The sequence below is a fragment of the Robbsia andropogonis genome (assembly GCF_000970345.1).
Classification (GTDB): Bacteria; Pseudomonadota; Gammaproteobacteria; order Burkholderiales; family Burkholderiaceae; genus Robbsia; species Robbsia andropogonis.
Window position 1 is genome coordinate 202,624 of sequence record NZ_LAQU01000007.1, and the last position, 24,445, is coordinate 227,068.

The 24,445-nt window shown below is 59.7% G+C and carries 24 protein-coding genes, 1 tRNA gene and 1 pseudogene; 9 read left to right on the plus strand and 17 right to left on the minus strand.

Features of this window, described 5'->3' with window-relative positions; genetic code table 11:
- Positions 1-609: 609 nt before the first annotated feature.
- The 9 genes and pseudogenes from WM40_RS09610 to ybgC form a co-directional block, all read right to left on the minus strand.
- Positions 610-1,761 carry a porin gene (locus WM40_RS09610; RefSeq protein ID WP_024902094.1) on the minus strand — a complete coding sequence of 384 codons (1,152 nt, stop codon included), beginning with the start codon at positions 1,759-1,761 and terminating at the stop codon, positions 610-612.
- Positions 1,762-3,073: 1,312 nt separating this feature from the next.
- Positions 3,074-3,149: transfer RNA gene (locus WM40_RS09615), tRNA-Lys, on the minus strand.
- 130 nt (positions 3,150-3,279) lie between these two features.
- Positions 3,280-4,044: a tol-pal system protein YbgF gene (gene ybgF, locus WM40_RS09620; RefSeq protein WP_024902095.1), complete on the minus strand. Its 765-nt coding sequence runs from the start codon at positions 4,042-4,044 to the stop codon at positions 3,280-3,282.
- 8 nt (positions 4,045-4,052) lie between these two features.
- The gene (locus WM40_RS09625) at positions 4,053-4,556 is read right to left on the minus strand and encodes an OmpA family protein (RefSeq protein ID WP_024902096.1); all 504 of its coding nucleotides are present in this window, start codon (positions 4,554-4,556) and stop codon (positions 4,053-4,055) included.
- A gap of 20 nt (positions 4,557-4,576) precedes the next feature.
- A complete protein-coding gene (gene tolB, locus WM40_RS09630; RefSeq protein WP_024902097.1) occupies positions 4,577-5,860 on the minus strand; it encodes a Tol-Pal system beta propeller repeat protein TolB in 1,284 nt (427 codons plus the stop codon).
- A 143-nt stretch (positions 5,861-6,003) separates the two neighbouring features.
- Positions 6,004-7,145: pseudogene (gene tolA / locus WM40_RS09635) on the minus strand (cell envelope integrity protein TolA).
- Positions 7,142-7,588, minus strand: a complete 447-nt coding sequence (gene tolR / locus WM40_RS09640) for a protein TolR (RefSeq protein ID WP_024902100.1) — start codon at positions 7,586-7,588, stop codon at positions 7,142-7,144. The pseudogene tolA and the gene tolR overlap by 4 nt, the downstream one beginning before the upstream one ends.
- Before the next feature lie 48 nt (positions 7,589-7,636).
- Complete coding sequence (gene tolQ, locus WM40_RS09645) at positions 7,637-8,311, minus strand: protein TolQ (protein ID WP_024902101.1); 675 nt, start codon at positions 8,309-8,311, stop codon at positions 7,637-7,639.
- 155 nt (positions 8,312-8,466) lie between these two features.
- Entirely contained in the window at positions 8,467-8,910 is a 444-nt protein-coding gene (gene ybgC / locus WM40_RS09650) for a tol-pal system-associated acyl-CoA thioesterase (protein WP_024902102.1), read from the minus strand.
- Positions 8,911-9,466: 556 nt separating this feature from the next.
- Between ybgC and glyA the strand changes: the two genes are divergently transcribed.
- The 7 genes from glyA to WM40_RS09685 all read left to right on the plus strand — a co-directional run bounded on the left by glyA (position 9,467) and on the right by WM40_RS09685 (position 14,885).
- The gene (glyA, locus tag WM40_RS09655) at positions 9,467-10,714 is read left to right on the plus strand and encodes a serine hydroxymethyltransferase (RefSeq protein ID WP_024902103.1); all 1,248 of its coding nucleotides are present in this window, start codon (positions 9,467-9,469) and stop codon (positions 10,712-10,714) included.
- A 28-nt stretch (positions 10,715-10,742) separates the two neighbouring features.
- Positions 10,743-11,219, plus strand: a complete 477-nt coding sequence (gene nrdR, locus WM40_RS09660) for a transcriptional regulator NrdR (protein ID WP_024902104.1) — start codon at positions 10,743-10,745, stop codon at positions 11,217-11,219.
- Between the two features lie 222 nt (positions 11,220-11,441).
- Complete coding sequence (locus WM40_RS09665) at positions 11,442-12,086, plus strand: GspH/FimT family pseudopilin (protein ID WP_036007720.1); 645 nt, start codon at positions 11,442-11,444, stop codon at positions 12,084-12,086.
- A gap of 82 nt (positions 12,087-12,168) precedes the next feature.
- On the plus strand, positions 12,169-12,627 hold the full coding sequence (locus WM40_RS09670) for a hypothetical protein (protein WP_157684921.1): 459 nt from the start codon (positions 12,169-12,171) through the stop codon (positions 12,625-12,627).
- Positions 12,560-13,594: a hypothetical protein gene (locus tag WM40_RS09675; protein ID WP_157684922.1), complete on the plus strand. Its 1,035-nt coding sequence runs from the start codon at positions 12,560-12,562 to the stop codon at positions 13,592-13,594. Before WM40_RS09670 ends, WM40_RS09675 begins: the two co-directional genes overlap by 68 nt.
- Positions 13,591-14,304, plus strand: a complete 714-nt coding sequence (locus WM40_RS09680; RefSeq protein WP_046152739.1) for a hypothetical protein — start codon at positions 13,591-13,593, stop codon at positions 14,302-14,304. The genes WM40_RS09675 and WM40_RS09680 overlap by 4 nt, the downstream gene beginning before the upstream one ends.
- Before the next feature lie 59 nt (positions 14,305-14,363).
- The gene (locus WM40_RS09685; protein WP_024902109.1) at positions 14,364-14,885 is read left to right on the plus strand and encodes a hypothetical protein; all 522 of its coding nucleotides are present in this window, start codon (positions 14,364-14,366) and stop codon (positions 14,883-14,885) included.
- A 128-nt stretch (positions 14,886-15,013) separates the two neighbouring features.
- Here the strand turns inward: WM40_RS09685 and WM40_RS09690 are convergent, their stop codons facing one another.
- From WM40_RS09690 to WM40_RS09700, 3 genes are read right to left on the minus strand one after another with little or no spacing between them, the layout of a single operon-like run.
- Complete coding sequence (locus WM40_RS09690; RefSeq protein ID WP_024902110.1) at positions 15,014-15,523, minus strand: hypothetical protein; 510 nt, start codon at positions 15,521-15,523, stop codon at positions 15,014-15,016.
- Positions 15,513-15,917, minus strand: a complete 405-nt coding sequence (locus WM40_RS09695; RefSeq protein ID WP_024902111.1) for a phage holin family protein — start codon at positions 15,915-15,917, stop codon at positions 15,513-15,515. The genes WM40_RS09690 and WM40_RS09695 overlap by 11 nt, the downstream gene beginning before the upstream one ends.
- Position 15,918: 1 nt before the next feature.
- On the minus strand, positions 15,919-16,221 hold the full coding sequence (locus WM40_RS09700; protein ID WP_024902112.1) for an ElaB/YgaM/YqjD family protein: 303 nt from the start codon (positions 16,219-16,221) through the stop codon (positions 15,919-15,921).
- Positions 16,222-16,478: 257 nt separating this feature from the next.
- Here WM40_RS09700 and msrA point away from each other — a divergent pair, with 257 nt between their 5' ends.
- Positions 16,479-17,090 carry a peptide-methionine (S)-S-oxide reductase MsrA gene (gene msrA / locus WM40_RS09705; RefSeq protein ID WP_024902113.1) on the plus strand — a complete coding sequence of 204 codons (612 nt, stop codon included), beginning with the start codon at positions 16,479-16,481 and terminating at the stop codon, positions 17,088-17,090.
- A gap of 2 nt (positions 17,091-17,092) precedes the next feature.
- On the opposite strand, the gene bluB is transcribed toward msrA, so the two are convergent.
- From bluB to pdxH, 4 genes are all read right to left on the minus strand, one after another.
- The gene (bluB, locus tag WM40_RS09710; protein ID WP_301290868.1) at positions 17,093-17,827 is read right to left on the minus strand and encodes a 5,6-dimethylbenzimidazole synthase; all 735 of its coding nucleotides are present in this window, start codon (positions 17,825-17,827) and stop codon (positions 17,093-17,095) included.
- 98 nt (positions 17,828-17,925) lie between these two features.
- Complete coding sequence (locus tag WM40_RS09715; RefSeq protein ID WP_024902115.1) at positions 17,926-19,086, minus strand: DUF72 domain-containing protein; 1,161 nt, start codon at positions 19,084-19,086, stop codon at positions 17,926-17,928.
- Between the two features lie 34 nt (positions 19,087-19,120).
- Positions 19,121-20,338, minus strand: coding sequence for an SAM-dependent methyltransferase (locus WM40_RS09720; protein ID WP_024902116.1), 1,218 nt, complete (start codon positions 20,336-20,338; stop codon positions 19,121-19,123).
- A 273-nt stretch (positions 20,339-20,611) separates the two neighbouring features.
- A complete protein-coding gene (pdxH, locus tag WM40_RS09725) occupies positions 20,612-21,271 on the minus strand; it encodes a pyridoxamine 5'-phosphate oxidase (RefSeq protein ID WP_024902117.1) in 660 nt (219 codons plus the stop codon).
- A gap of 225 nt (positions 21,272-21,496) precedes the next feature.
- On the opposite strand from pdxH, the gene WM40_RS09730 reads away from it, so the two are divergent.
- Entirely contained in the window at positions 21,497-22,387 is an 891-nt protein-coding gene (locus WM40_RS09730; RefSeq protein ID WP_046152740.1) for a tRNA threonylcarbamoyladenosine dehydratase, read from the plus strand.
- A gap of 12 nt (positions 22,388-22,399) precedes the next feature.
- Here WM40_RS09730 and WM40_RS09735 read toward each other — a convergent pair whose 3' ends face one another.
- Complete coding sequence (locus tag WM40_RS09735; protein ID WP_024902119.1) at positions 22,400-24,124, minus strand: glutamine--tRNA ligase/YqeY domain fusion protein; 1,725 nt, start codon at positions 24,122-24,124, stop codon at positions 22,400-22,402.
- Positions 24,125-24,445: the final 321 nt, after the last annotated feature.

A 24,445-nucleotide genomic window follows, 5' to 3' on the forward strand; every position in this document is an offset into this window, starting at 1 on the left:
CTTGTCTCTGATGACGTCGCGGACAACATTGAAAAACCTCGTGGACCTAGTCCGCGAGGTTTTTTTTCATCTGAATCTCTACGCTTTGTCGTGGTTACCTGTCTCTGTACTCCCGCTAGTTGGCCTTCGTGGATGGGATGTCGGGCGTAGGCAAGAAGGCGGCAGGCTGGGTTCCATATGATTGCTCCCCGCGTGGCGTCGATGTGGACCGTGCCGAGCGCTTGCGAATGTGTCCAGCCCTGGACGGGGCCGATCAAGGCCGTATCAGGGGCCCTTCCGCCACGGCACGATGGCGCGTATAGGGCTCCGGAAGTCATGCGGATGCTGCCGATCAGGCTGATGCATTATATGAGGGGTTAATGCAAGAGGCCGTATCGGCGAGGGTGGTAGTCGTTCGGGTGGGGCGTTCAATCGTTCGACACCGCACCGTAGGCAACGGATGGGCGCGACCTGAAGAGGGGAATAAAAAAATCCCGGTGCAGGACCGGGATTTTGGAATGGATCGCAGAGTGCTTTCCGTGGCGTGCGCTACCGCCCAAGGGGACAAATGCGCGTCGGAAGACGCGGAAGCCGCTTGCCCCTTGAGCGCGTGTACGAGGTAGATGCCGATTAGAAGCGGTGACGCATACCCAGGGTCACGGCCACTTGATTGCCCGTTGAGGAAGGCGACAGCGAGCCGATCGCGGCGAAGTTGGACACGCCGTTACCCAGGGAGCCGGTAGCACGCTGGTACACGCCTTCCAGGTAGACGTCGGTGCGCTTGCTCAACGAATAATCGCTCTGGAGCGTCACTTGTTGCCACTTCGGGTGGCCGGTGCCGTTGGCGCCGCTGGCCTTGCCGTCCGTGAACGTATAGGCCGCTGACAGGTTTAACGCCGGGGTCAGTGCGTAGCGGCCGTTCACTTCATAATTGCTCAAGTGCAGATTCGAGCCGTTCAGGCCGCCGTAGGTGTTGCCACCCAGTTCGATGCCGCCGATGCCGTCCAGATGCGTATTCGTATAGACGAAACCCAGGGTTGCCGGGCCGAACGAGTAGTTCAGGCCAGCGCCGAAGGTACGTTGCAAGTCGGCCGCGACCGTCGCCGAACCGTTACCCAGCGTGGTGGCGCCACCGGACGTCTTGCCGCCGTTGTTTTGTTGCAGGTAAGACGCTGAGGCGGAGATCGGACCGTTGTTGTACGACACACCTGCGCTGTAAGCACGGTTGTTGGAGAACCCGGACGCGTTACTGAAGCCGTACATTCCGCCGAATTCGAGGCCGTTGTAGTTGGCGCTACGATACTTGACCGCGTTCTTGATCGACGAGATAGCGTTCAAGTCATCGTTGTTAAACGGGTGGGCGGCCAGGTTGTTGCCATAGCCTTGGCCCGAAGCCGACAGCGGACCCAGGAAATCGACTGCCGAGCTGTATTGGCGGCCGAGGGTAAATGTACCGTATTGATCGCTCTTCAAGCCGACATAGGCTTGGCGATTGAATTCCGTCCCACTTTCCGTGCTCGTTCCGCTATTCAGGTTGAAGCCGTTTTCCAAGGTGAACAGGGCATGGAGGCCACCGCCCAGATCTTCGCTGCCACGCAATCCCCAGTACGAATTGGAAAGGTTACTGCTGCCTTCCGCCCATTTTGCGCCGTTGCTTGCGTTGTTCGTATACACCAGACCGGCGTCCAGCGCGCCGTACAGCGTCACACTGCTTTGCGCGTGTGCGTTGATCGCAAAAGCCGAGGCGCCAGCCAGTGCCGCAGCCATCAGAGTCTTCTTCATAGTCTCTCCAGATTCTAGGTAAACGAAGGCATTGAAAGGAATCGTGAGATTTGATGACGAGCGGCCGAAACGGGGGTATCGACTTACACGTATCAAAATTTTCTGACTACCTTTCGACACATCGGGACTGAGTGTAGAAGACGCTGTGCTGTGTGACACGCCAATTAATGCAACAAACTATTGTTGGTGTTTTTCCACAACGACCTTAAAAGCAGTCAATTTGACGTCTTTTGTAGTCATTTCTGTTCATTGTGTAACACCGTATTACGATTTTCCGCGTGATGAGCCATGTAGTTATATTGCAACAATTTGTCCGGTCATTTCGTAAGTTTATGTATAGGCGAAGAAATTTGACCGAATGAAAACGGGGCAATGTGGCTTGTCATTGTGATTCAGGATAAATCGACGGAGCGGTGTGAAGCGGTCGTTACAGGAGATCACGATGCATGACGGGCGATCGTGTAGAAATAATGCGAAAGTTTTGGTTGTTTTGTTACGAAATGCGCTTGCGCGACCAGGGAGTGTGGTCTACGACCCCAGTTTCCAGCGATCGAGAGATGGCATTGCTGTCGTCCTTCCTTTGATTCCACGATCGCGATCGTGGTGTCGCGTTACAGCTGTTTGAGAAAGAAGGGGCGGGCATCTGCGTGCATCCGACCGCAGCCCCAATGCTTCACTGAAGCCATGCTTTCACGACGATAATTAACAGCAAACAAGTTGGCCGTACCATGGGCAGGCGAGCGTGCAGATCGTTGGGCTGGGCATCCAGGCGGGTACTGTTCGACGCCACCATGATCGTGCAGCACGAGTGTTATCGGAGATGCCCTGAAGCGCTTGAATGTCTACGTTTGGGCGGATCGAACCGGGCGCCGCTATCTCATCCGGGGTGGGCATAGCACGGGATCGGCGTCATCAATCGCGCACGTGCTGCAACCGGACCACGAATGTTCATTTCCATCATGGTGCCGCTCTCCTGAACAGAATTTCCTTTTCCGTAGATTACGGATGAAGCAGCTAAACGGAAATTCGGCTGTTTGTAGCAAGGAAGTCTCTGAGACAACCGGGCACAGCCATGTTGTCCACACGTGCCTCGATGTCTTGTCGGGCGTAGTGGTATTCGCATCAGGAGCGAGTGTGACTACACATAAATGACGAATGACCTGATTCGTGCGGAATCACATGTTTGTTCGCAGGACAAGGCGTGCCATCAGCGGATGGCACGCTGTGGCCGCTGCGACAATGTGGGAGGTGATGGGTGATTTGTCGGAAAAAGAAAAAGGGTCTAAGCCGAAGCTAGACCCTTTCTTTATCTTGGTAGGCCCTGCGAGACTCGAACTCGCGACCAACGGATTAAAAGTCCGCTGCTCTACCAACTGAGCTAAGGACCCAAGAGAGTCGCAGATTATAGGCGACTTACCGTGGTCCGTCAAGAAATTCCGCCAGAAGTGCGAAAACGGCGTTAGCTATCAGCCTCGCATCGTCGAGCTCGGGCCTTGGCGTACCGCCTTCGAACCGTTGTCACTTCATTTTGGACAAGCGGTCTTGTGCGGTGGTGGCCGACTGTGAGCCGGCGTACTGTGCAACCACCTGCTGCAGCGTCTTGCGTGCTGCTGCACGTTCGCCTTGTTCCGACTGATTCGTCGCGATTTGCAACAACGCGTCTGGCGCACGTGGGTGCGTAGGATAGCTGTCGACAACCTGTTTCAGCGTGGCAGTCGATTTCTTATAGTCGCGTAATGCGTAGTACGCATTGCCGAGCCAGAACAGGGCAGTAGGGCGGTATGGACTTTGTGGGTAGGCGTCGACGAAGTCGCTGAACGACGCACTCGCACCCTTGAAGTCACCGCTACGGAACTGTTGCAATGCCGCGTTGAACTTGGCTGACTCACCTGGCTGGACCGTACCTTGCACGCCGTCCACGGTCTGCTGTTGCGGCTCAAGCTTCTTCAGGCGACCGTCTAGATCCGTGTAGTAATCCTTTTCCGTCTGCTGCACCGTGGCGAGCTGGTTCGTCAGGTCTTCGTTTTGTCCCCGAACCTGTGCGACCTGTTGATTCAACTGGTCGTTACGATTCTGAAGGTCGATCACCGCCCGCTGAGCAGCGGACAGCTGAGCATTTGTGTTATCCAGGCGTTGGCGGAGTTCCAGAATCGCCTTGCGTGCTTCGTCGTCGCTGAAAGCGTGGGCGGGCGCTGTGAACAGCGCGCCCCACGCGAGCAGCGCAACGAAAGCCGTCCGGGCAATGCCCCTCGTGGATGGGGGCGTGAACGAGTTTCGTTGCATCGGTTTTTTTATTGATAGATCAGATCAGCACGGCGGTCTTGTGCATACGCGTCTTCACCGTCACCTGATGCCTTGGTCTTGCCCAGGCTGACCGATTCGATTTGCGATTGCGACACACCCAGCGTTTCCAGGACACGTGCCACTGCTGCCGCACGCTTCTGGCCCAGTGCCAGATTGTACTCTTCCGTGCCGCGCGGGTCCGTATTGCCTTGGATCAGCACATGGCGTTCCGGATGCGACTTCAAGTAATCGGCATGAGCCTGCAGCACTTGCTGGTACTGATCGCTGACCGTGTAGCTGTCGAAGTCGAAGTACACGCTACGCTTTGCCAGCGGGCTGTTCGGATCGTTCAACGGATCCACATTCACTTGCTGGACCGCATTCGGATTCGGCTGCGTGCCGTAGCCCGAACCCGAAGCGTTTGCGTCCTTGTCCATCTTGACGCCCGAATGACAGGCGGCCAGCAGGCCAACCAAGCCGACGATCGCGGCACCACGAAGCTGACGAACCATTTTTACTTCTCCTTTTTGTGTTATTGCATGAATGGACCCCAGGACGGCGCACTCACCGCGCCGCCCCGAACCGACAGAACCTGCCTAATTCGACCGTCTGTCGACACGGCCGCCAGCACACCACGTCCCCCAACCTCAGTGGCGTACAGAATGTACTGCCCATTGGCCGCGAAACTAGGCGAGTCATCATGGTTGGTGTCCGTGACAGGTGTCACTTCACCGGTGCTGAGATCTTGAACGTACAACTTGTAGCCACCACCACTGCGTCCGATATAGGCCAACAGCTTGCCATCCGGGCTGACCCGGGGACTGGTGTTATAGCTACCCTTGAACGTGACGCGCTGCGCATTGCCCCCGTTGGCAGGCATCTTGTAGATCTGAGGTTCGCCGCCGCGGTCGCTGGTGAAATAAATCCACTGACCGTCCGGCGAGTAGGTCGGTTCGGTATCGATCGTCGGTCCATTCGACAAACGGCGCAACCCCGAGCCGTCGACATTGACCTGATAGATTTGCGTGTGGCCCGGCAGCGAGAGCGCCACCGCAAGGTGTTGTCCATCCGGTGCCCACGCCGGCGCACTATTGTCGCCTTTTTGATTTGCCACGATCGTCCGGTGTCCGGTCGGCAAGTCATGCACGAACACCACCGGCTTTTTCCGTTCGAATGAAACGTAAGCCACCTTGGTGCCGTTCGGCGACCAAGTGGGGGAGATGATCGGTTCCGGACTGGACAGCGCGATATTCGCGTCCTGGCCGTCGGAATCCGAGATCTGCAACTGGTACCGGCCGTTGGCTTTGATCACATACGACAGGCGCGTTGCAAACACACCGCGGGTGCCCAGCAGTTTCTCATAAATATAGTCAGCAATTTTATGCGCGCTCATACGCAGCCCGGCCGCCGGGCTGACAAGCGACAGGCCTCCCAGGCTTTGCTGGCTTTGCGTGTCATACAAGCGGAAGCGGACATCAAATTGCCCGTTCGACAGCGCGGTGACGCTGCCGGAGACGTAGGCGTTCGCGCCGCGTGCTTTCCAACTGCCCAAGTCGACCGAATCGGTTTCCGATACCGGCGTCGGGCCGGCATCGATATTCGAGAAACGGCCGCTGCGGGCCAGGTCGGCGCGGACGATCGCGGCAATCTGTTGGGGCGATGTCGTCTCGCCCTTGAAGTTTGCAACCGCGATCGGATACAAATTCGAACCGACACCGGCAATATCGATCGTCAGTTGCGCGTTAGCAGCAGTGGCTCCGGCCAGGAAAAATCCCGCCACGATCGTTTTGAGACCGAATTTATCAACTAATTTCATAGAGTTGGAAACGTGTACCTGGTCTGGTTGCTATCTGCGTGAAATAGGACGCTGCTTACCCTAGCACGAGTCGTACCACCGACCCCCTATTATCGTATCCGCGGGTCATGCCGCACCCGTCGTCGCTCGTTGCCCTGCCATCATCACTTTGCATCGTTCGGTCGCATCCGCACGTTGAACGTGCGCGGCGCCTTGCCATCGTCGTCGCGTGGCATGGGGTCCGACGCGTCGATTGCCTTAAGCACCGCGTCATCCCATGCCGGGTTGCCGCTCGATTGCGTCAGGTGCCGGCTCAGGATTCTACCGTCCGGCGCGCACACTACATTGATCACCGCCACCGGGTTGCCGGACGTGCTGCCAGCATAAATGATGTTCGGAATCACGCGACGGCGTACCTTGTCCGCATACCCCGGCGAGGCGTTGCCTGACCCCGACCCGTTGCCGCTGTTCGCTGCACCGCCACCACTTTCGCCGCCCGCTGCCGCCATGCCCTGCAAGGCGGCCAGACGTGCCTTGCGTGCCTGATCCGCCTGGCGCTGCGCATCAGCGGCCGCCTTTTCCTTGGCTGCCTTCGCGGCAGCGGTTTTCTGTGCTTCCGCCTTGTCCGCGGCCGCCTTATCCGCTGCGGCCTTCTGCTGTGCGGCTTTCTCTTGCGCCGCTTTTTCCTGGGCGGCCTTTTCCTGCGCTGCCTTATCCGCGGCCGCTTTCTCTGCCGCGGCTTTGGCCTGCTGCGCCTTCACTTGCGCCTCATGCTTGGCCTGCGCTTCCGCTTCGGCCTTCTGTTGCGCCAATTGTTGTTGCTTCAGTTCCGCTTTCCGCTGCGCTTCGGCCTGCGCTTGCTTTGCTGCAGCCGCCGCTGCGGCAGCGGCAGCGGCTTGTTGCGCAGCCTGCTTGCGTTGTTGCTCGGCCGCCAACGCGGCTTGCTTCGCCGCTTCCTGTTGCTTGCGCTTCTTTTCCAGTGCGATCTCGGCGTCTTCGTCGTTGGCCGTCTGGGCCGGCGCCGCCTGTGGTGGCGGGGGCGGCGTCACCACTTGGGGGTAACGGGGGGCTGTGGTTCCGGCGTGCGACGTGGTGCCGGTGCGTTCAAATCCGGCACCTCGGTCCAGATCTCGGCTTGAACGCCGGACGAATCCGATACGGGCCATTGAATCCCGAAATACAAGAAAGCAATCAGCAGCAGGTGTATCAGCACCGCGAGCGCAAACGCACGCCAGGTTCCTTTCTCCCTGCGTGGTTCGAAGCGCGCCGATTCCAGCTCGGCCGACGGTATGGCGTTTCTGCTCATTGATTCTTCACGAGCAACCCGACGCGTTTGACGCCTTGGGTCTTCAGTTCGGACATGACGGCCATGACCTTGTCGTATTGCACGGACTTGTCGCCTGCGATCACGACTGGCTCGTCAGGATGCGTCGGCGTGCGGTCCTGAAGGAATGCAGTCAGATCTTGCATCGTCATCGGCATTTCCTGCGCGGCGCCGCCGTCGCTCTTATAGCGCACCGACATCGTCCCGTCCGCGCGTACGTTGACGATGACAGGCGGGGTCTGCTGCTGCTGCGATGCGCCGCCAACCGTGGGGAGGTTCACCACTGCCGGCGTCACCAACGGCGCGGTCACCATGAAGATGACCAGCAGCACCAGCATCACGTCAATGTACGGCACGACGTTGATATCGGACTTCGCCCGGCGGCCACGGCCGCCGCGCATTCCCGATCGCATTGAATCTGCCATCGAATCAGGCTCCTTGTCCTATCTGTCCGGCGTTCCGGTGGGTAACGTTCAAGCGGCCTGACGCTGCAGGATGTTCGAAAACTCTTCGATGAACGTCTCGAAGCGAATCGCTAGGCGATCGACATCGGTGGCAAAGCGGTTGTAAGCCACCACGGCCGGGATTGCCGCGAACAAGCCGATCGCGGTAGCGACCAGCGCCTCGGCAATGCCCGGCGCCACGTTGGCCAGCGTAGCCTGCTGCACGTTGGCGAGGCCCCGGAACGAGTTCATGATCCCCCACACGGTACCGAACAGACCGATATACGGACTGACCGAACCAACCGACGCCAGATAGGGAAGATTGATTTCCAGCACATCCAGCTCACGCTGAAACGCCGCGCGCATCGCGCGGCGCGAACCGTCGACGATCGTGGTCGCGTCGCCATGACGCTCCTTGCCTTTCAGGAATTCACGCATGCCGGCTTCGAAGATGCGTTCCAAAGCGCCAATCGAATGGCGGTTGTGCGTGGCGCTCTGGTACAACGCGTTCAGGTCGCCACCAGACCAGAAGTCGCGCTCGAAACGCTCGGTCTGGCTACGTGCACGGCGTACGGTGGCCCATTTGCGGAAGATGAACGTCCAGGAAATCAACGACAGGACGAGCAGGAGCGCCATGACCGCCTGGGCGAGTACGCTGGCGTGCAAGACTAGGGAGATGATCGACAGGTCTTCGGTATTGTTCATAGAGCTGGTTCGAGAGGCGGGCATGCCGGTTCGGCGAGTCGCATTCACGCGCCGAACCGGTTGTATCGATCATGTCGATCCGGGTTGGCGTTGCCTGGCGATCCGCCGTGTGACGGCGCAACGGTATTAGTCCCTGGAAAACGCGCGAGTGTTCATTATTCGTGTTGAAGCGCTGCAATCACCGCAGGCGGCAGACCGGTGGGCCGCAACGTGGTCGCACTGACACAAGCCACCAGGATCGTGCCGCTGCACAGCCGTTCGCCCGCGCGGAATGCGTGTTGTTCGAATTCAACCGACGCCCGGCCCATTCGCGCCACATGGCTTTCAATCCGTAACATGTCATCGAGTCGTGCCGGCGCGAAATAATCGATCGACGTCCGGCGCACCACGAACAGCGTCCCCGTGTCCATGCTGAGTCGGCTTTGATCGATACCACCGGCACGCAACCACTCCGTGCGGGCACGCTCGAAAAATTTTAAATAATTCGCGTAAAACACGATGCCGCCCGCATCGGTGTCTTCATAATAAATCCGGGTTTGCCAGGCAAATGTCTTGCGTGGCGAAACAGGCGGCGTATGCGACGACGGTACGGAATTCATGCGCGAATTCTACCCGAAGGGATTCAAGGTAAAAGTGACTTGGAAAATCTTGTTACAAGTTTTCGCGCGGCTGTGTGCGGCGGCAACGAAGGACGTGGCAGTCGTTGCGATGACATTGCCACTGCGTGGCGAATGCACTACACTGTTTGGTCCCAGCTTAGCGTAACTGGCGATACGACGTCGTCTGTCGCGACGGTTAAGCGATACCCGGTCCTTCGGGCATCGCGTGCCGGGGCGGGGTCGGCATGGTTTGCGCGATCGGTGCGATCGTTTGCAAATGCCATTGCCGGACCTCGTTTCGGCGCTCCGTGGCAGTCGGCGTCGAGGTGGAACTGCCCACCGTGAAGCGCTAAGCGTCGTTTGCGCCGTTCGCCTGGGCAGAGCCGTGAGTCGATGGTCGACCATCCTTCGCCACGTCCGCTTTCCACGTCGTGCATCCCAATGCGCGACGCGGCCGCCCGCCGGTCGCGTCTGAACGTGTACCAGGACGGGCAGGGGGTGCGCCGTTGGGTCGGGCTTACCGTCAACCTAAAGCGTCAACCTCGGAAATTGCCCTATGTTCGCGAAAGACAAATACCAGCTCGAAACCCTGGATCCTGAAGTGTTTGCCGCCATCGGCAAGGAAAACCAGCGTCAAGAGGATCACATCGAGCTGATCGCTTCTGAAAACTACACCAGCCCGGCCGTCATGGCGGCGCAGGGTTCCCAGCTGACGAACAAATACGCCGAAGGCTATCCGGGCAAGCGCTATTACGGCGGGTGCGAGTACGTCGATGTTGTCGAGCAGTTGGCGATCGACCGCGTCAAGGCATTATTCGGTGCCGAGGCCGCAAATGTGCAGCCGAATTCGGGTTCGCAAGCCAACCAGGGCGTGTTCTTCGCGATGCTGCAGCCCGGCGACACGATCATGGGCATGAGCCTGGCGGAAGGCGGGCATTTGACGCACGGCTCGCCGGTCAACATGTCGGGTAAGTGGTTCAAGGTCGTCAGCTATGGCCTGAACGCCGAGGGTGATATCGACTATGACAAGGCGGAAGCGGCAGCGAAGGAACACAAGCCGAAGCTGATCGTTGCGGGCGCATCGGCGTTCGCGCTGAAGATCGATTTCGAGCGCCTGTCGAAGATCGCCAAGGAAGTAGGTGCGTATTTCATGGTTGACATGGCGCACTACGCCGGCTTGATCGCCGCCGGTGTCTACCCGAACCCGGTGCCGCATGCCGACTTCGTGACGACAACTACTCATAAGAGCTTGCGCGGCCCGCGCGGTGGCGTGATCTTGATGAAGGCCGAGTTCGAGAAGAAGATCAATTCGGCAATCTTCCCGGGTATCCAGGGCGGTCCGTTGATGCACGTGATCGCGGGCAAGGCGGTCGCGTTCAAGGAAGCCGCTGGCGACGATTTCAAGGCGTATCAGAAGCAGGTCGTGGAAAACGCCCGCGTCATGGCAGAAACGTTGATTTCGCGTGGTTTGCAAATCGTCTCCGGGCGCACGGAAAGTCACGTGATGCTGGTGGATCTGCGCGCGAAGAAGTTGACGGGCAAGGTTGCCGAGGCCGCGTTGGGCAAGGCCCACATTACTGTCAACAAGAATGCCATCCCGAACGATCCGGAATCACCGTTCGTGACCAGCGGCGTGCGCGTCGGATCGCCGGCGATGACAACGCGCGGTTTTGGCGCGGAAGAAGCGAAACTGGTCGCCAACCTCGTCGCTGACGTGCTGGATGCGCCGGAAGACGAGGCCAATCTGGCCAAGGTCCGCGCGCAGGTTGCGGCGCTGACGAAGCGCTTCCCGGTTTACGGCTGATCTTCTCAAGACAATAGCGAGCCCTCCGATGCGCTGCCCCTACTGTCGGCACGACGATACCCAGGTCATCGACTCCCGGGTGTCGGAAGACGGCGCGGCCATCCGCCGCCGTCGGCGCTGTCCGGCATGCGACAAGCGCTTTACCACTTACGAACGGTCTGAATTGGCGTTGCCGGCCGTGGTGAAGCGGGACGGCAGTCGCGCGGAATTCGATCGGAAAAAGATTGAAGGAAGCATGCGGCTTGCGTTGCGCAAGCGGCCGGTCAGCGCGGACGCGCTGGCCGACGCGCTGGCGCAGATCGAGTTTCAACTCGTGGCGCGCGGTGAACGCGAAATTCGCAGCGACGCGATCGGCGAATTGGTCATGGTCGCATTGGCACGACTGGATAAGATCGCCTATATCCGTTTTGCATCGGTCTATCGGCAATTCGACAATATGGACGACTTTCAACGCGTGATCGATGAATTCAATCGCACGCAGGAATCCCCTCCGATGAAAAAGTAGGCCGCACAGAGCGACGTTGCTTGCCGGAAGTTCAAAAGCCCGCACCGTGTGAATCGCACCCCAAAGGTCGGAAGCCCGTCCAGCCTTTGGGGTGTTTCTCACGGTGGCGGGCTTTCGGCTTTCCGGACCCCTCCCCGGTGATGGTGCTGGCCATCTGGGCGACTATGCCGTCCCGATGCCGAAGACTACAGTAAGGCCATTGCATGGTGTAACGGAGCGGCGATGCGGCAATGGCAATCGGGGCCACTATCCTGCCGCGGCGGCATGCGCGGCTTTGGGCTCATCGAGTGGTTGATGACGCTGGCATTGACCATTGGCATCGTCGCGTTTGCAGTGGGGCCATGGCGAAGATGGTGGCTGGGCGTTGCGTTGGCACGCACCGAGCATGCATTGCTCGCGTCGTTGTCCATCGCGCGTCATGAGGCGGTGCGGCGTAATCAGCCGGTGGGGCTGTGTCGCGCCGATGCGATGGGTGCCTGCGCGGATACCACGATGCGTGATGCCGCGGGCAAGCACATTCCGCTTCACGATTGGCGGTACGGCTGGCTCGTCGTGACGGATCGGCAGGGTGTGCGAAATCAAGGGATGAGCGCGAAGTTTGATGGCCGGCGAGGCGCTGACACCCCACTGATTCTGCATCGCGTCGCGGCGATAAGTGGCGTAAGCATCACAGCGAACAATGGCACGCAGCGTCTTGTTTTTCGGCCACCGCTTGGACAGTCCGTTGGTCGATGGGGGCGCTTTACCATCGCGCCCGAAAGGGCGATGTCGCGTCCCCGCGATCGCATTGTGGGGCCGTTGACGCCGCGATGCATTTGGATCAGTGGTGGCGGCCGGGCGCGCCGCTCGCGGGGGCATTGTGGTTGACGTGCGTGGCGTGTCAGGACGGCGACGTGTCCGTATCGGTTCCAGGCATGTTATTCGAGGCCACGCGTTGCTGGAGCTGGTGATGGCCATGTCGCTGTTTGGCATGGCGCTACAGGTGACGATGCGAACGCATTTGTTGCAGCTCACATTGATGCGCGAGATCGACCAGCATCGGGTGGCGCTTCGGGCACTGGAAGCGCGCGTTGGGGCTGAAAGCGTCAAAGGAGACATGTTTCACGACGCCGGTCGGCGTGCTGGTATGTCGGATTATCGGCGCGCGCATGCGGACGGCTTGGAAGACGGGCGTGAAGCCGATATCGTGGTGCCGAACGGTGTGGCGGCACAGTTGGCGTCACGGTTGCCTGCCGCGCAATGGATTCGCCAGACAGGGGAAACACATGGTGCCACGTGGACATTATGCTGGCGAGTCGGTGACAGGCCAAAGCATGCCATTGGACTTGATAAGGATAACGATGTATTCATTCCCAATGGCGCCGTTCCCGACAAAAATCGCCGGTGCGAGTCGCTTCCGGGGCCGTGACCATTGTACGTGCCTTGGCCGTTGCATCTCGGATGCGCGTGGTGCCGTCTTGTTGGAGTGGGCGCTTGCCGCTGCGCTGGGCATGATGTTTTCCGTCGCGATAGTCGCTGCGTTGATCGGATTCCGAAAGCAGGCTAGCGAGATCGCGGAAACGGCTCGGCTACAGTCCGATGCCGGTATTGCATTGCGGTTTCTGCGTCATTACATCGAGCGCTCCGACGATCCGATCGCACCCGGACGGCATGCCTCCGGGCGCCTGCGGTGTGGCAATCCGCAACCTGGCAACGGTGCGCGTCAGACCTCTGCCCGTGCCGCCGACGCGTCATCGATTTCGTCGATGCCAGGCTGGCGTTGCGACCTCCGGTCCCACCGAGGGGTGCTGGCGATGGATTACCCAACCGATGGCGACGCATCATGGCGCGATGCGAACGGCTATCCGGCGGACTGCAAGGGTGTACGGATACCCGAGGATAGGAGACCGAAATCGCAGTGGCAGGACACGCAGATGATGCATGCGGCTCTATCGATCAGTGTCACTGCGGGGGATGCTACGCCAAGCTTGTTTTGCTCGGGTAGCCGGGATGTCATACAACGCGGACAGCCGGCACCGGGCAGCGCGATGGTGGACGGGATCGAACGGTTGGTGGTGTGGCGGACCGCTTCAATGGACGAAGTGTGTATCGTGATGCGTGGTCGGACGCGGCGGTCTTTCGCGTCGCCATTTGCGTCGCGAGCAGATGGTCCGCACCATGACGCACGGGCGCAAATGGACGCGTCGTACAGGAAGGGGCGTGATCCACGCGGCTTGAACGATCGATGCGATGGCTTCTTGACGGAGACGGGCGCATTGCAGCTGCGCGCGGATTATGGCGGCGCGGATGGTTATCGGCGGCACGTCGTTCGCGCCGCGTGGCCCAGAACGTACTCTCCCTGGACTAGCCTGGCAATGCACGAGCAGCGCCGATGACGTTCCGACCGAAATACGCACGGGGTGCCGTCTTGCCATGGACGATCCTGGCGACGGCCGGAATGCTTCTGATGACCGGGATGACGTCGGACGCCATGGTTTTGCAGTTGGCGCATTGGCGCGCCGAGCGTAGCCACATGCTTGTCTCGCATGGCGCGCATGTGTCGTTGCGGCAGTGCGAGGCCGATCTTCTGACGTTACGTGCGTTCAGCGGCGCGCAAGCAGGGAATGTTGTCGATGTCATGCATGTCCCTGATGAGATGGTCGAACGCAATTGCATGGCGTCGTTGCATTGGCGGGCTGTACATCAGGCAATGCGATCAAGGCAGGCGCCGCGCCGCTGGCGTGCCCCTGGCGCGCTGTCCGCCGACGCGAAGGGTACCGTACGGCGTACCGTGTCAATCGGCTCACCGATGAGAGCGCGAGCGTTGCCCGGTGGGCTAGAGCCCGTAATCGTTGAAACCGTATGCTTGGCGGAAACGTGGATCGATAGCGAAACAACGGGGTTGGTAGCAGTGTTGACGGTGCGTGCGATGGCGCAACGCTCGGTTGGCATCGCTGATATCGACACGCCAGACGAGCGCCATCGCGCCGAGGAGGGGATATGGGTGCAATCGATCATTGCGCGGCAACCGATGCCGTGCAGCCGCACGGCGCGCCGCGTACGCGAAATCGTCGAACCGTGGCGCCGTGCCGAAGGTACGCGCTGAGCCACACCGGCCACGCCTATTCCGTGCGCATCCCGACGATATCGGTAAGTAAGGCACAGGTGCCAAAGCCTGACGAGCGGACGCTTGATATCTCTGCCGCGCGTGCATTCACATTGATCGAAGCACTGATTGCGGTGGCGCTGCTTTCCGCAATGACGTTGCTCGGTATGCCGATGTATCGCGATGTCACGGCGCGCGGGCACCGCGTGTTGGTCATCAACGCCTTACATGAACATCTATCGGTGATGGCGTGGCAGGCGGATGGGGTCGTGTGGGGCAATGCCGCCCTGCCACACGCCACGCGATCGGGCACCCCTGCTGGCAATGAAGTGGCCAAGGCGCGCATGTCAGACGCGATGGCATCAAGCGGACCGCTGCACGGGTTATATCGCTTCAACAGAACGCGTAATCGGGACGGCACGACATATATTCGCGCAACGCCGATCTATGGCGGGGCAATGCAGGATGACGCGTGCGGCGCCTATGAGCTCGGGAGCAATGGCGTGCAGAGAAACGTAGGTACGGGCGGCACATATTTGCCCTATCCGCGTCAGCAAGCGTGTTGGCGCGGACATCGGTGACCCGGCGCATTTCGGCGCGGGGGCTGTTTGCCTCCAACGCGCCGACGCCATCCTGTAAGCAGTTGTTCCATCATCACTGCGCCATGCATGACATTGCACCGACAACTGGACGCGTTGAACGCAATGCCTCACACTTCGCGGCGTCGCGCCGCCTTGCGTGCTTGACGTTGCGTACGCCAGGATTGCGCACGTCGCGCCCAACCGAGGGTTTTCAACGCCACGACAGCCAATCCCGCCCACTTTGCCGATTTCCCCGCTTTTTGCAACGCACCGCCTTGACTCGCACCTACTAGCAGGGAAACGACGCCAGCGAACAGCGGATGGCGGGATAGCAAAGGCAAGACCGCACGGATTGCCGGTTGCATAAAGGCAGGTACCGCGCTGAGCAGGGTGCCAAGACCTGTTTCCGCACTTCTGGACCTGCCAAATAGTCGGCCGATGAGCCCGAACACGCCGAGCCCGGACAAATCCCCGCGAAGATCGGTACTGGCTTCCGCGATGGACAGACGTTCGAGTGCCGCGCGAGCGATCAACAACTCCTTTTGGACGGCGCGAGCCTGTCGCGGGCTGAGCCCCGCATAGCGCGCCTGCATCGCCCGACGCGCTGCAGGCGTTGGCGTGGTGGCATCAATCGGCATCGCGACCCCGCAAGTGATGTGCGATCAACGCACGGTCGTTGTCAAACTCCGCACGCGTTGCCTCGAACGGCGGCGAGGCATGCCGTGCCGCACGTCGTAGACGCACTAAGCACACTAGCGACAAGATACCGTAGCACAGCGTGAGCGCCAGCAAAGGTTGCCAATGATAGCGATCCCACAACACGATCACGATCAAGGCATTCAGGCTGATTAAGGTAACCAGACCGAGCATGCACGCGAGCGCGGCGATTGCCAATGCGCCAACAATGCGTTCTTTTTCCTCTGCCAGCTCTATACCAATCAGTGCAAGGCGTGTTTGCGCCAATCCCAGCAGTGCGGCACCGATACGTCCCACGGGAGACGGGGTGGTGTCAGGCGTCTCGTTCGACGCCATCTTATTTGCGATTGATCAGCAGACCAAGCACGAAGCCGACAGCGGCAGCCACGCCAAGCGATTGCCAAGGATTCTGATGCACGTAATCGTCGGTCCTACGTGCCGCAGCCTTGCCTTTTTCCACGACGACAACCTGTACATCGGCGGCTTTTTCCTTCGCCTGCTTCAATTGGGCGATAGCCTTGTCGCGTAGATCGCTTGCCTGTTCACCGGTCGCGCTGGCAGCTTGCTTCAACAATTCTTCGGCGTCGTTCAATACCGTCTTGATATCGGTCATCAGTTTCTCCTTGTTGGTCTCCGACATGATCGCTGTCCTTTCAAAAGGGGCGTTCGAGGCAGGCTCGAAGCACGTTGAATAAGTCTTCCTGGCATCCCGACAGGCACGAGTCAGGGTTCCTCAGGCGCGGGGATGCCTATTATCGTAACGGAAAACACGCATCCCTGGCAGCGGAATGCGGTGACGCCTTGTTTCTGTTTGTATCCCCCCTGCAGGGAGAAAGCCGGTAATCTGGCGCCATGACCCCATTTTGCATCGCTTGAACAAACGCGTAGGAGCGGAAAATGACGACCGACAGCAGCACACCGACGGGTATCGGCAATCACCCGGGCAGTGCGTCGAATAATGCAGTTGCTTCCGAGGAAGCCGTGCTCGGAGGGGGATGTTTCTGGTGTACGGAGGCTGTGTTTCTGCAGGTGGACGGCGTATTGACGGTGGAATCCGGCTATGCCGGGGGACATGTGTCGAATCCGACCTACGAGGCAATCTGCACCGGTACCACCGGCCATGCGGAGGTGGTGCGTGTCCGATACGATCCAGCAAAATTGCGCTATCGAGACGTATTGGAGATCTTCTTCGCGACGCACGACCCAACAACACTGAATCGTCAAGGAAACGACGTGGGGACGCAATACCGTTCGGTGGTCTTCACGCTCAATAATGCGCAAGCGGAGCAAGCCAGGCAGGTAATCGCGGCGTTAAACGCGGAGAATGTCTTCGGCCAACCCATCGTGACGGAGGTAACCGCGCTCGATGGTAATTATTTTCCCGCGGAGGCATACCACCAGGATTACTTCGCACACCATCCAAACCAAGGCTATTGCGCCTACGTAATCGCCCCGAAGGTCGCGAAGATGCGTATGGCATTTGCCCATCGGCTGAAAGATCGCCGCTAGGATCAATCAGGCCAATGGTTCTCCGCCAGACACTGGTCCAGGTCCGCGCGCGAAGCCCAGCCCTCCTGCTGCAGCATCGGTTGCGGATAAAAGGCAGCTACCGGGCCCAGGCATAGGATCGCCAGGGGCTTCGATCCGCCCGGCATTCGTAACAGGGCGCGGACCGGCTCTACCGCGAAGAGGGACACCCAGCCCATCCCCAGCCCCTCCGCGCGCGCAGCCAACCATAAATTCTGAATCGCGCACGACAGTGAGGCGACGTCCATTTCCGGCAAGGTGCGCCGACCAAATATATGTTCTTCGCGCCGGTCCATCAGCCCCGCAACCAGTACTTCCGCGCAATCGAGGATGCCTTGCACCTTCAGCGCCATGAAATCGTCGCTGCGCTCGCCTAGCGCCTTGGCCGTTTCAAGCCGTTCCGCCTCGACGATCGCATGCAACTGTTGCCTTAACAACGTATCCGTTATGCGCACAAACCGCCAGGGCTGCATGAAACCGACGCTAGGCGCGTGGTGCGCAGCCGACAGCAAGCGTCGCAGTTGTGCCTCGGGGACTTGACCGCCACAGAAATGCCGCATGTCGCGCCGTTCATGAATGGCGCGATAGACGGCGGCTTTTTCCTCGGGACCGAATGCTTGGCTCACGCACTGCACATTGGTGTTCAGGGGCACGGGACCCGGCGGGAGGCCGGGCGCGGACGGGGCGAGGTCGGGTTGACCGTTCATCAAAGCAGGCATCACGGATTCCTTCGGCAATTACCTGAAAGATGGTGCGTGTTGCGCCCGTGTCTGTCAATGCGACGTGATGGCCAGTGTCGTCGAGACGGTGTAAACCATCATTCCGCCTTTTGGGTTGCTGCATCGCGATATAACACCGCAAGCGCGCTGGCCAGCCAGGCGCAACTCAGAGGGGAAGAGCCCTCGGCCTTGTTATTGATGACGATAAAACTGGATTGTCCCGCGCGCAGGTAGCGCAGTATCAGGGCGGCAACCGCTTGCCGCGTCGTTACGTCCGGATCTATGATCGCATCGAAAGGTTCATATCGGGTCTTGGCTCCTTCGTAGCGCATGCCGGCGTGAAGATTCCATCGGACAACGAGTGGTAGCGCCGCGCCGCGCGGATCCTGTCCATCGAGCATCGCCAATGCCGCTGACTGTCGCGAGACGTCGGGCATCCGGGCATGCACGCCGACGCAATACCGTACCTGTCGTGCGTGCAACATCTTGATCAGTCGCGGCGTCAGCATGCCGGCATCGCGAAGCTCCAGCGCATAACATGCGCCGTTGCGGCGTGCCGCGTCATCGAGGGCGGGGAGCGCGGCAAAGAACCGTCCGAGCCGATCGATCAAGGCGGCCGGATCGGCAAGCTGCGCATCCGTTAATGGGGATAATTGAAAAACCATCGGGCCGACGCGGGAACCGAGCCCGGTCAGGCAGGGGTGTACAAACGTTTCAATGGCTTGTTCTACGTCTAGAAATGCCGGGTTGGCGCGGGAGGGCATGCCGCGCGGGCCGCGAATCGCGGCGTCGCAGACCGCGGCCGGCGCCTTGACGAGAAAACGGAAATCCGACGGTACCTGGGAGGCATAGTCCTGATACGCCTCAATGGACAATGGCGCGTAAAACGATCGGTCGATGCCGACTGTGCGAAGTAACGGGTGCGCGGCATAGGCGGCAAGTCCACCATGAGCCAGCGCTTCGGTACTGTAGGGACGGTCGTATAACAAGCCTTCCCATCCTGGAAAAGACCAGGACGAGGTGCCAAGGTGTACCCGCTCGGGCAATGCCGCCGCCGCGGCCGCCAGAAAAGGGTGAGGCGGGGTGGCGGTGCCGATCGCCGGCAACGGCTTTGCCGGGCGGGTGCGCGGGGCCGCGCCATTGCTCGTCGCGCGGGCGCCACCGGCATCGATGGGCGTATCTGGCGTCAGGTCGACGGACGGCAGGTCGAATAGCGATGCCTGCGCGTCCACGTCCGGAGGATCAGGCGCGGCTGTCATCACACGCTTCGCTGCATCGGCATGGGACGGCGAATCAGCGCGGCGCGCTGTCGTACATATAACGGCGAGACCATGGCAGCGTTGTCCCCTTTCGTCCCGCCTTGCGGCCGACAATCTGATAGATCGCGACGTCGTCGTTGTCGAATGCATAGGCGCAGCCCGCCAGGTAGACGCGCCAGATCCGGAACTTCTCTTCGTCGACCATCTGGCGCAACGTCGGGGTTGCCCGTTCGAAATTTTCAGCCCAGATGTCCAGCGTGCGGGCGTAATGCCGCCGCAGATTTTCGACGTCGAATGCTTCGAGTCCCCCTTCCTGCATGGCCCTCAGCGCGAGGCTGATGTGCGGTAGTTCGCCATTCGGGAACACATATTTGTCGATGAACTCACCGCCGCCGTGCGACGTCTCGCCACTGTCTGCGTCCGTCGACGTGATGCCGTGATTCATCACCACGCCATCGTCCTTCAACAGTGATTGGACCTTGCCGAAATACTCGGTCAGGTTCGCGCGGCCGACGTGCTCGAACATGCCGACGCTCGTGATGCGGTCGAACTGGCCGCCGACGTCACGATAGTCCTGCAAGCGAATCTCGATGCGGTCGGACAAGCCGGCTGCTTTCACACGTTCCGTCGCCAGATCGAACTGGTTCTGCGACAACGTCACGCCTATGCAATGCGCGCCAAACTTCTGTGCCGCGCGAATGACCAGCGCGCCCCAGCCGCAGCCGATATCGAGCAGCGTATGCCCCGGCTGTACACCGATCTTCGTCAAGATATGATCGATTTTTTTCAACTGCGCCGTGGCAAGATCTTCGTCGCCAGTTTCGAAATATGCGCAGGAGTAGACCATGTTCGGGTCGAGCCACTGCTGATAAAACGCGTTCGACACGTCGTAGTGATACTGAATCGACTTCTTGTCGGAGTCTTTCGTGTGCGTAAAGTAACGCACGGCCCGTTGGAGCTTGCTGGGCGCGGAGACCGAAACCGTTGCCAATGCGTAACCAATCTTGATGACGTCGGCCAGGCGACCTTCCAGATCGATCTTCTGCTTGACGTAAGCCTCCCCGAGGTTATCCAGGCTCGGGTCGAGTAGCAAAGGCATGGCCGCCGCCGAATGCACGCGCAAGGTAACCTGTGGATTGTCAAACGTACCAAAGTCGAACGTCTGCCCGTTCCAGAGGGCGAGCCGTGCCGGTATATTCGCACGCGATTTCACGTCGTTGATCCACTCTCCCAGCTTCTTCTCCCAAAACATGTCGATATTCTCCGTGCTGTGTCGATATGAAGTGCGCTGCAAATCCGGTCCGGGATGTCTTTCACGAACGGTTTTATGCGGGTGTCAGACTGTCGGTTGTTTTGCTTTTTCCGTGCCGCTCAAATATCATCGGTAAGGTTTAATGCGTTATCTATGCGAAATCTTTCCAGCGTATCGAATAAAGGACGGCATTGATTAAATATAACGCCCATTTTATCGAGCGTGCGCGCTACGACTTCTACTGATCCGTCAAGGTCGTGATCCGTCTATCTGTCAGGGCGACAGGCGTTCGATCGACCAAGGGCTCGGCATGGCAGCGGTATCCGCTGGCAGGGCGCGACGGAAGCGAATGCGATCGTGAAGCCGCGACGGTCGTCCTTGCCAAAATTCGATCGTGTCAGGGATCAGGCGATAGCCCCCCCAGTGGGGCGGGCGCGGTGGATTGTCGCCGTACTCCGCCTTGAAAGCGTTCTCGCGCGCAACGATGACGTCGCGGCTGGCGATAACGCTGCTTTGTTCCGATGCCCAGGCGCCGATGCGTGAGCTGGATGGACGAGAATGAAAATAGACATCACTTTCCGCGTCACTGACCTGTTCGACGCGCCCCTCGATGCGAACTTGCCGCTCGAGTTCAACCCAGTGGAACAATAAACTGGCAAAAGGCTGACCTGCCAGTTCCTGCCCCTTGCGGCTCTGATAGTTGGTAAAGAACGTGAAACCCCGCTCGTCCACGCCCTTGACCAGCACGATTCGTGCGGATGGGCGACCGTCGGAACTGACCGTCGCGAGCGTCATCGCATTGGGTTCGGGAAGCTTGGCATCCAGCGCTTGGTCGAACCAGATCGAAAACTGCCGAATGGGATCATGATCCACATCGGATTCCGACAGGGAGCCGTAAGCATAATTTTTTCTGATGTCGGCGAGAGCGTTCACGAGCTGGTTGTCTAGGTACTACAATGCGTCAAGTATAGCTCCAGGCTTTTTTTCGTGCGCGTCCCGAGGCGTGTCGAATGGATTTTGTAATAAAAATACCTGTTACTGTAATATAAAAGTAAGTTATTGCTGAATAATGACGCGATTCTCTCGTCGATAATCGTAGTGACGCATGCGTCGACCGTGGTCGATTAATGTGTGCATCTGAGTGAGGACTTCCGCGTGATGGAAAACCATGCCGCGCCGCCGAGCGGTGCGCCCGACCCATTCCGTCCTGCCGATCAGGTCGACCCGCCTGATGCGCCAGACCGTGCACGCCGCTTCGGCGGTATCGCGCGACTGTATGGCGACGCGGGGGCTCGGCGTTTTGCGCAGGCGCACGTTGCCGTGATCGGCATTGGCGGCGTCGGGTCATGGGCCGCCGAAGCGTTGGCCCGCACCGCGGTGGGCCGGTTGACGCTCGTCGACCTGGACAATGTGGCGGAAAGCAATACGAATCGGCAGATTCACGCGCTCGATGGCAATTACGGCAAGGCGAAGGTCGATGCAATGGCCGAGCGTATCGCGCTGATCGACCCGGCGTGTACCGTGCGGACCATTGAAGATTTTGCCGAACCCGATAATTTCGACGCGGTGCTTGGGGCAGGTTTCGATTACATCATCGACGCGATTGACAGCACGCGGACGAAAACGGCACTCATCGCCTGGTGCGCGGCGCGCGGTCAAAAAATCGTCACCGTCGGCAGCGCGGGTGGACAGACCGATCCAACGCGCATTCGGGTGGATGATCTGTCGCGCACGATCCAGGACCCGTTGCTTGCCAAGGTGCGGGCAACGCTGCGCAAGATGCATCGCTTCCCGCGTGACCCGAAGACGCGCTTTGGCGTACCCGCCGTATATTCAGACGAACCGTTACGCTATCCGCAGTCCCGGGTCTGTGAGGTCGATGACACCGATGCCGCAGGGGCAACGGACGCTGAAGCCGGATTTGGCCGGAATGGGGGCGCGACCGGTCTGAACTGCGCCGGATTCGGGTCCAGCGTGGTCGTGACGGCCAGCTTCGGACTGGCCGCCGCCGCACATGTGCTGAACACATTGGCCGCCACCGCGCGGTGACGGCCATGGGGCTCACTTGCCCCAGCTGTCCTTCAATGAAACAATCCGATTGAATACCGGACGTCCTGGTGCCGAATCAACCCGGTCGGCGACGAAATAGCCGTGGCGTTCGAACTGCAGCCTGTCGTCCGGTGCGGTATTGCGTGCGCCCGGTTCGACAAAGGCCTGGACTACCCGTTTGGCTTGCGGATTAATTGCTTCGAGGAAGTCTGCGCCGCCCGCGCCCGGGTTGGCGTCCTTGAACAAGCGATCATAGAGCCGCACTTCCGCCGCGTACGCGTGCCCGGCGCTGACCCAATGGATGTTGCCCTTGACCTTGTACGTGTTCGCGCCTTCGGTGCCCGACTTGCTATCCGGAAAATAGGTGCAATGGACGGCGATGACATTGCCGTCCGCATCCTTGTCCGCGCCGGTGCATTCCACGACGAAGCCGTAGCGCAGCCGTACCTTGTTGCCTGGAAACAGCCGGAAGTATCCCTTAGGCGGCGCTTCGTTGAAGTCTTCGCGCTCGATCCATAATTCACGCGACAACGGGAATGCGCGACTGCCGCGCTCCGGATGATGCGGGTGCACCGGCGCGTGACAGGTCTCGGACTGACCTTCCGGATAGTTGTCGATGATCAGCTTCAGTGGATCCAGCACGGCGATGGCGCGTGGGGCGATGGCATCCTGCTCGTCGCGCAGAGACTGTTCCAGCGTACCCATGTCGATCCAGGAGTCCGCTTTCGTCAGGCCGATCCGATCGCAGAACAGCTTGATCGCGCCGGGCGTGAAACCACGACGGCGCAGGCCGACCAACGTCGGCATGCGGGGATCGTCCCATCCATCCACATGTTTCTCGTTGACTAGCTGCAACAATTTGCGCTTGCTCGTGATCGCGTAGGTCAGGTTCAAGCGCGCGAATTCGATCTGTTGCGGCAATGGGCGGGAGAATTCGCCGGCGTCGGCCAGCGTGTTCAGAACCCAGTCATACAACGGACGGTGATCCTCGAATTCCAGTGTGCATAGCGAGTGCGTAATGTTCTCGATCGCGTCCGAGATACAGTGCGTGTAGTCATACATCGGATACACACACCACGCGTCGCCGGTGCGGTGATGATGCGCATGGCGAATCCGGTAGATGACGGGGTCGCGCATGTTGATGTTCGGCGATGCCATGTCGATCTTCGCGCGCAGCACGTGGGCACCATCGGGAAATTCGCCGGCGCGCATCCGCGAAAAGAGATCGAGGTTCTCTTCGACGCCGCGCTCTCGATAGGGCGACGGTTTTCCCGGCTCGGTCAACGACCCCCGGGCCGCCCGCATCTCCTCGGCATTCTGACTGTCCACGTACGCCTTGCCCATCTGGATCAGCTTGACTGCCAGCGCGTACAAACGCTCAAAATAATCGCTCGCATAGTACAAGTGCGCCGGCGCCACGGGATCGTCGGCACGTTGCCACGCGAAACCGAGCCAGCGTACCGAGTCGATGATCGAATCGACGTACTCGGTGTCTTCTTTTTCCGGGTTCGTGTCGTCGAACCGCAAGTGACAAACACCGTTGTAGTCCCGGGCAATGCCGAAATTCACATGGATGCTCTTTGCGTGACCGATATGAAGATAGCCGTTGGGTTCAGGGGGGAATCGCGTTTCGACACGGCCACCCCATTTTCCAGTGCGGCCGTCCTCGTCAATGATGTTGCGGATGAAGTTGGAGACGACCGGAAGGTCGTTCGAATGGTTCGAAGGAGTACTCATGCAGGGCCGCGTGCCGAATCAGTAAATACAGCAATAACAATCGTATCGGGAGCGGTACCGCCCGAGCGTGGCTGGCCTCGGGACGGTGACCGCTTCCGGTCCATCGGGGCATTTTACCGTACCGGCCCGCCAAGCTGGCGCGGTCATGTGACCAGGGCAGCGGCCCCTACTGTTTTCGCTGGATCGCTTCTTGCATTTTTGACGCCGCGTAACAGCCGTAACCGCGCGTAAGTCCCATTGCCGACGTGGTTGGGCGGACCTACGATGCAGACCATAGGGGCACAAAAGGAGAACAACATGATGCTCATCAAACGGATGGCG

Excerpts from the sequence above, each read along its gene's own strand:
- tolB (WP_024902097.1), bottom strand. The coding sequence starts at position 5,860 with ATGAAATTAGTTGATAAATTCGGTCTCAAAACGATCGTGGCGGGATTT.
- bluB (WP_301290868.1), bottom strand. The coding sequence starts at position 17,827 with ATGCCTGCTTTGATGAACGGTCAACCCGACCTCGCCCCGTCCGCGCCC.
- WM40_RS09720 (WP_024902116.1), bottom strand. The coding sequence starts at position 20,338 with ATGTTTTGGGAGAAGAAGCTGGGAGAGTGGATCAACGACGTGAAATCG.
- WM40_RS09715 (WP_024902115.1), bottom strand. The coding sequence starts at position 19,086 with ATGACAGCCGCGCCTGATCCTCCGGACGTGGACGCGCAGGCATCGCTA.
- WM40_RS09730 (WP_046152740.1), top strand. The coding sequence starts at position 21,497 with ATGGAAAACCATGCCGCGCCGCCGAGCGGTGCGCCCGACCCATTCCGT.
- WM40_RS09675 (WP_157684922.1), top strand. The coding sequence starts at position 12,560 with ATGTATTCATTCCCAATGGCGCCGTTCCCGACAAAAATCGCCGGTGCG.
- ybgF (WP_024902095.1), bottom strand. The coding sequence starts at position 4,044 with ATGCAACGAAACTCGTTCACGCCCCCATCCACGAGGGGCATTGCCCGG.
- WM40_RS09690 (WP_024902110.1), bottom strand. The coding sequence starts at position 15,523 with ATGCCGATTGATGCCACCACGCCAACGCCTGCAGCGCGTCGGGCGATG.
- ybgC (WP_024902102.1), bottom strand. The coding sequence starts at position 8,910 with ATGAATTCCGTACCGTCGTCGCATACGCCGCCTGTTTCGCCACGCAAG.
- WM40_RS09700 (WP_024902112.1), bottom strand. The coding sequence starts at position 16,221 with ATGTCGGAGACCAACAAGGAGAAACTGATGACCGATATCAAGACGGTA.
- nrdR (WP_024902104.1), top strand. The coding sequence starts at position 10,743 with ATGCGCTGCCCCTACTGTCGGCACGACGATACCCAGGTCATCGACTCC.
- WM40_RS09735 (WP_024902119.1), bottom strand. The coding sequence starts at position 24,124 with ATGAGTACTCCTTCGAACCATTCGAACGACCTTCCGGTCGTCTCCAAC.
- WM40_RS09665 (WP_036007720.1), top strand. The coding sequence starts at position 11,442 with ATGCGGCAATGGCAATCGGGGCCACTATCCTGCCGCGGCGGCATGCGC.
- WM40_RS09625 (WP_024902096.1), bottom strand. The coding sequence starts at position 4,556 with ATGGTTCGTCAGCTTCGTGGTGCCGCGATCGTCGGCTTGGTTGGCCTG.
- tolR (WP_024902100.1), bottom strand. The coding sequence starts at position 7,588 with ATGGCAGATTCAATGCGATCGGGAATGCGCGGCGGCCGTGGCCGCCGG.
- glyA (WP_024902103.1), top strand. The coding sequence starts at position 9,467 with ATGTTCGCGAAAGACAAATACCAGCTCGAAACCCTGGATCCTGAAGTG.
- WM40_RS09610 (WP_024902094.1), bottom strand. The coding sequence starts at position 1,761 with ATGAAGAAGACTCTGATGGCTGCGGCACTGGCTGGCGCCTCGGCTTTT.
- tolQ (WP_024902101.1), bottom strand. The coding sequence starts at position 8,311 with ATGAACAATACCGAAGACCTGTCGATCATCTCCCTAGTCTTGCACGCC.
- WM40_RS09680 (WP_046152739.1), top strand. The coding sequence starts at position 13,591 with ATGACGTTCCGACCGAAATACGCACGGGGTGCCGTCTTGCCATGGACG.
- msrA (WP_024902113.1), top strand. The coding sequence starts at position 16,479 with ATGACGACCGACAGCAGCACACCGACGGGTATCGGCAATCACCCGGGC.
- WM40_RS09695 (WP_024902111.1), bottom strand. The coding sequence starts at position 15,917 with ATGGCGTCGAACGAGACGCCTGACACCACCCCGTCTCCCGTGGGACGT.
- WM40_RS09670 (WP_157684921.1), top strand. The coding sequence starts at position 12,169 with ATGGCCATGTCGCTGTTTGGCATGGCGCTACAGGTGACGATGCGAACG.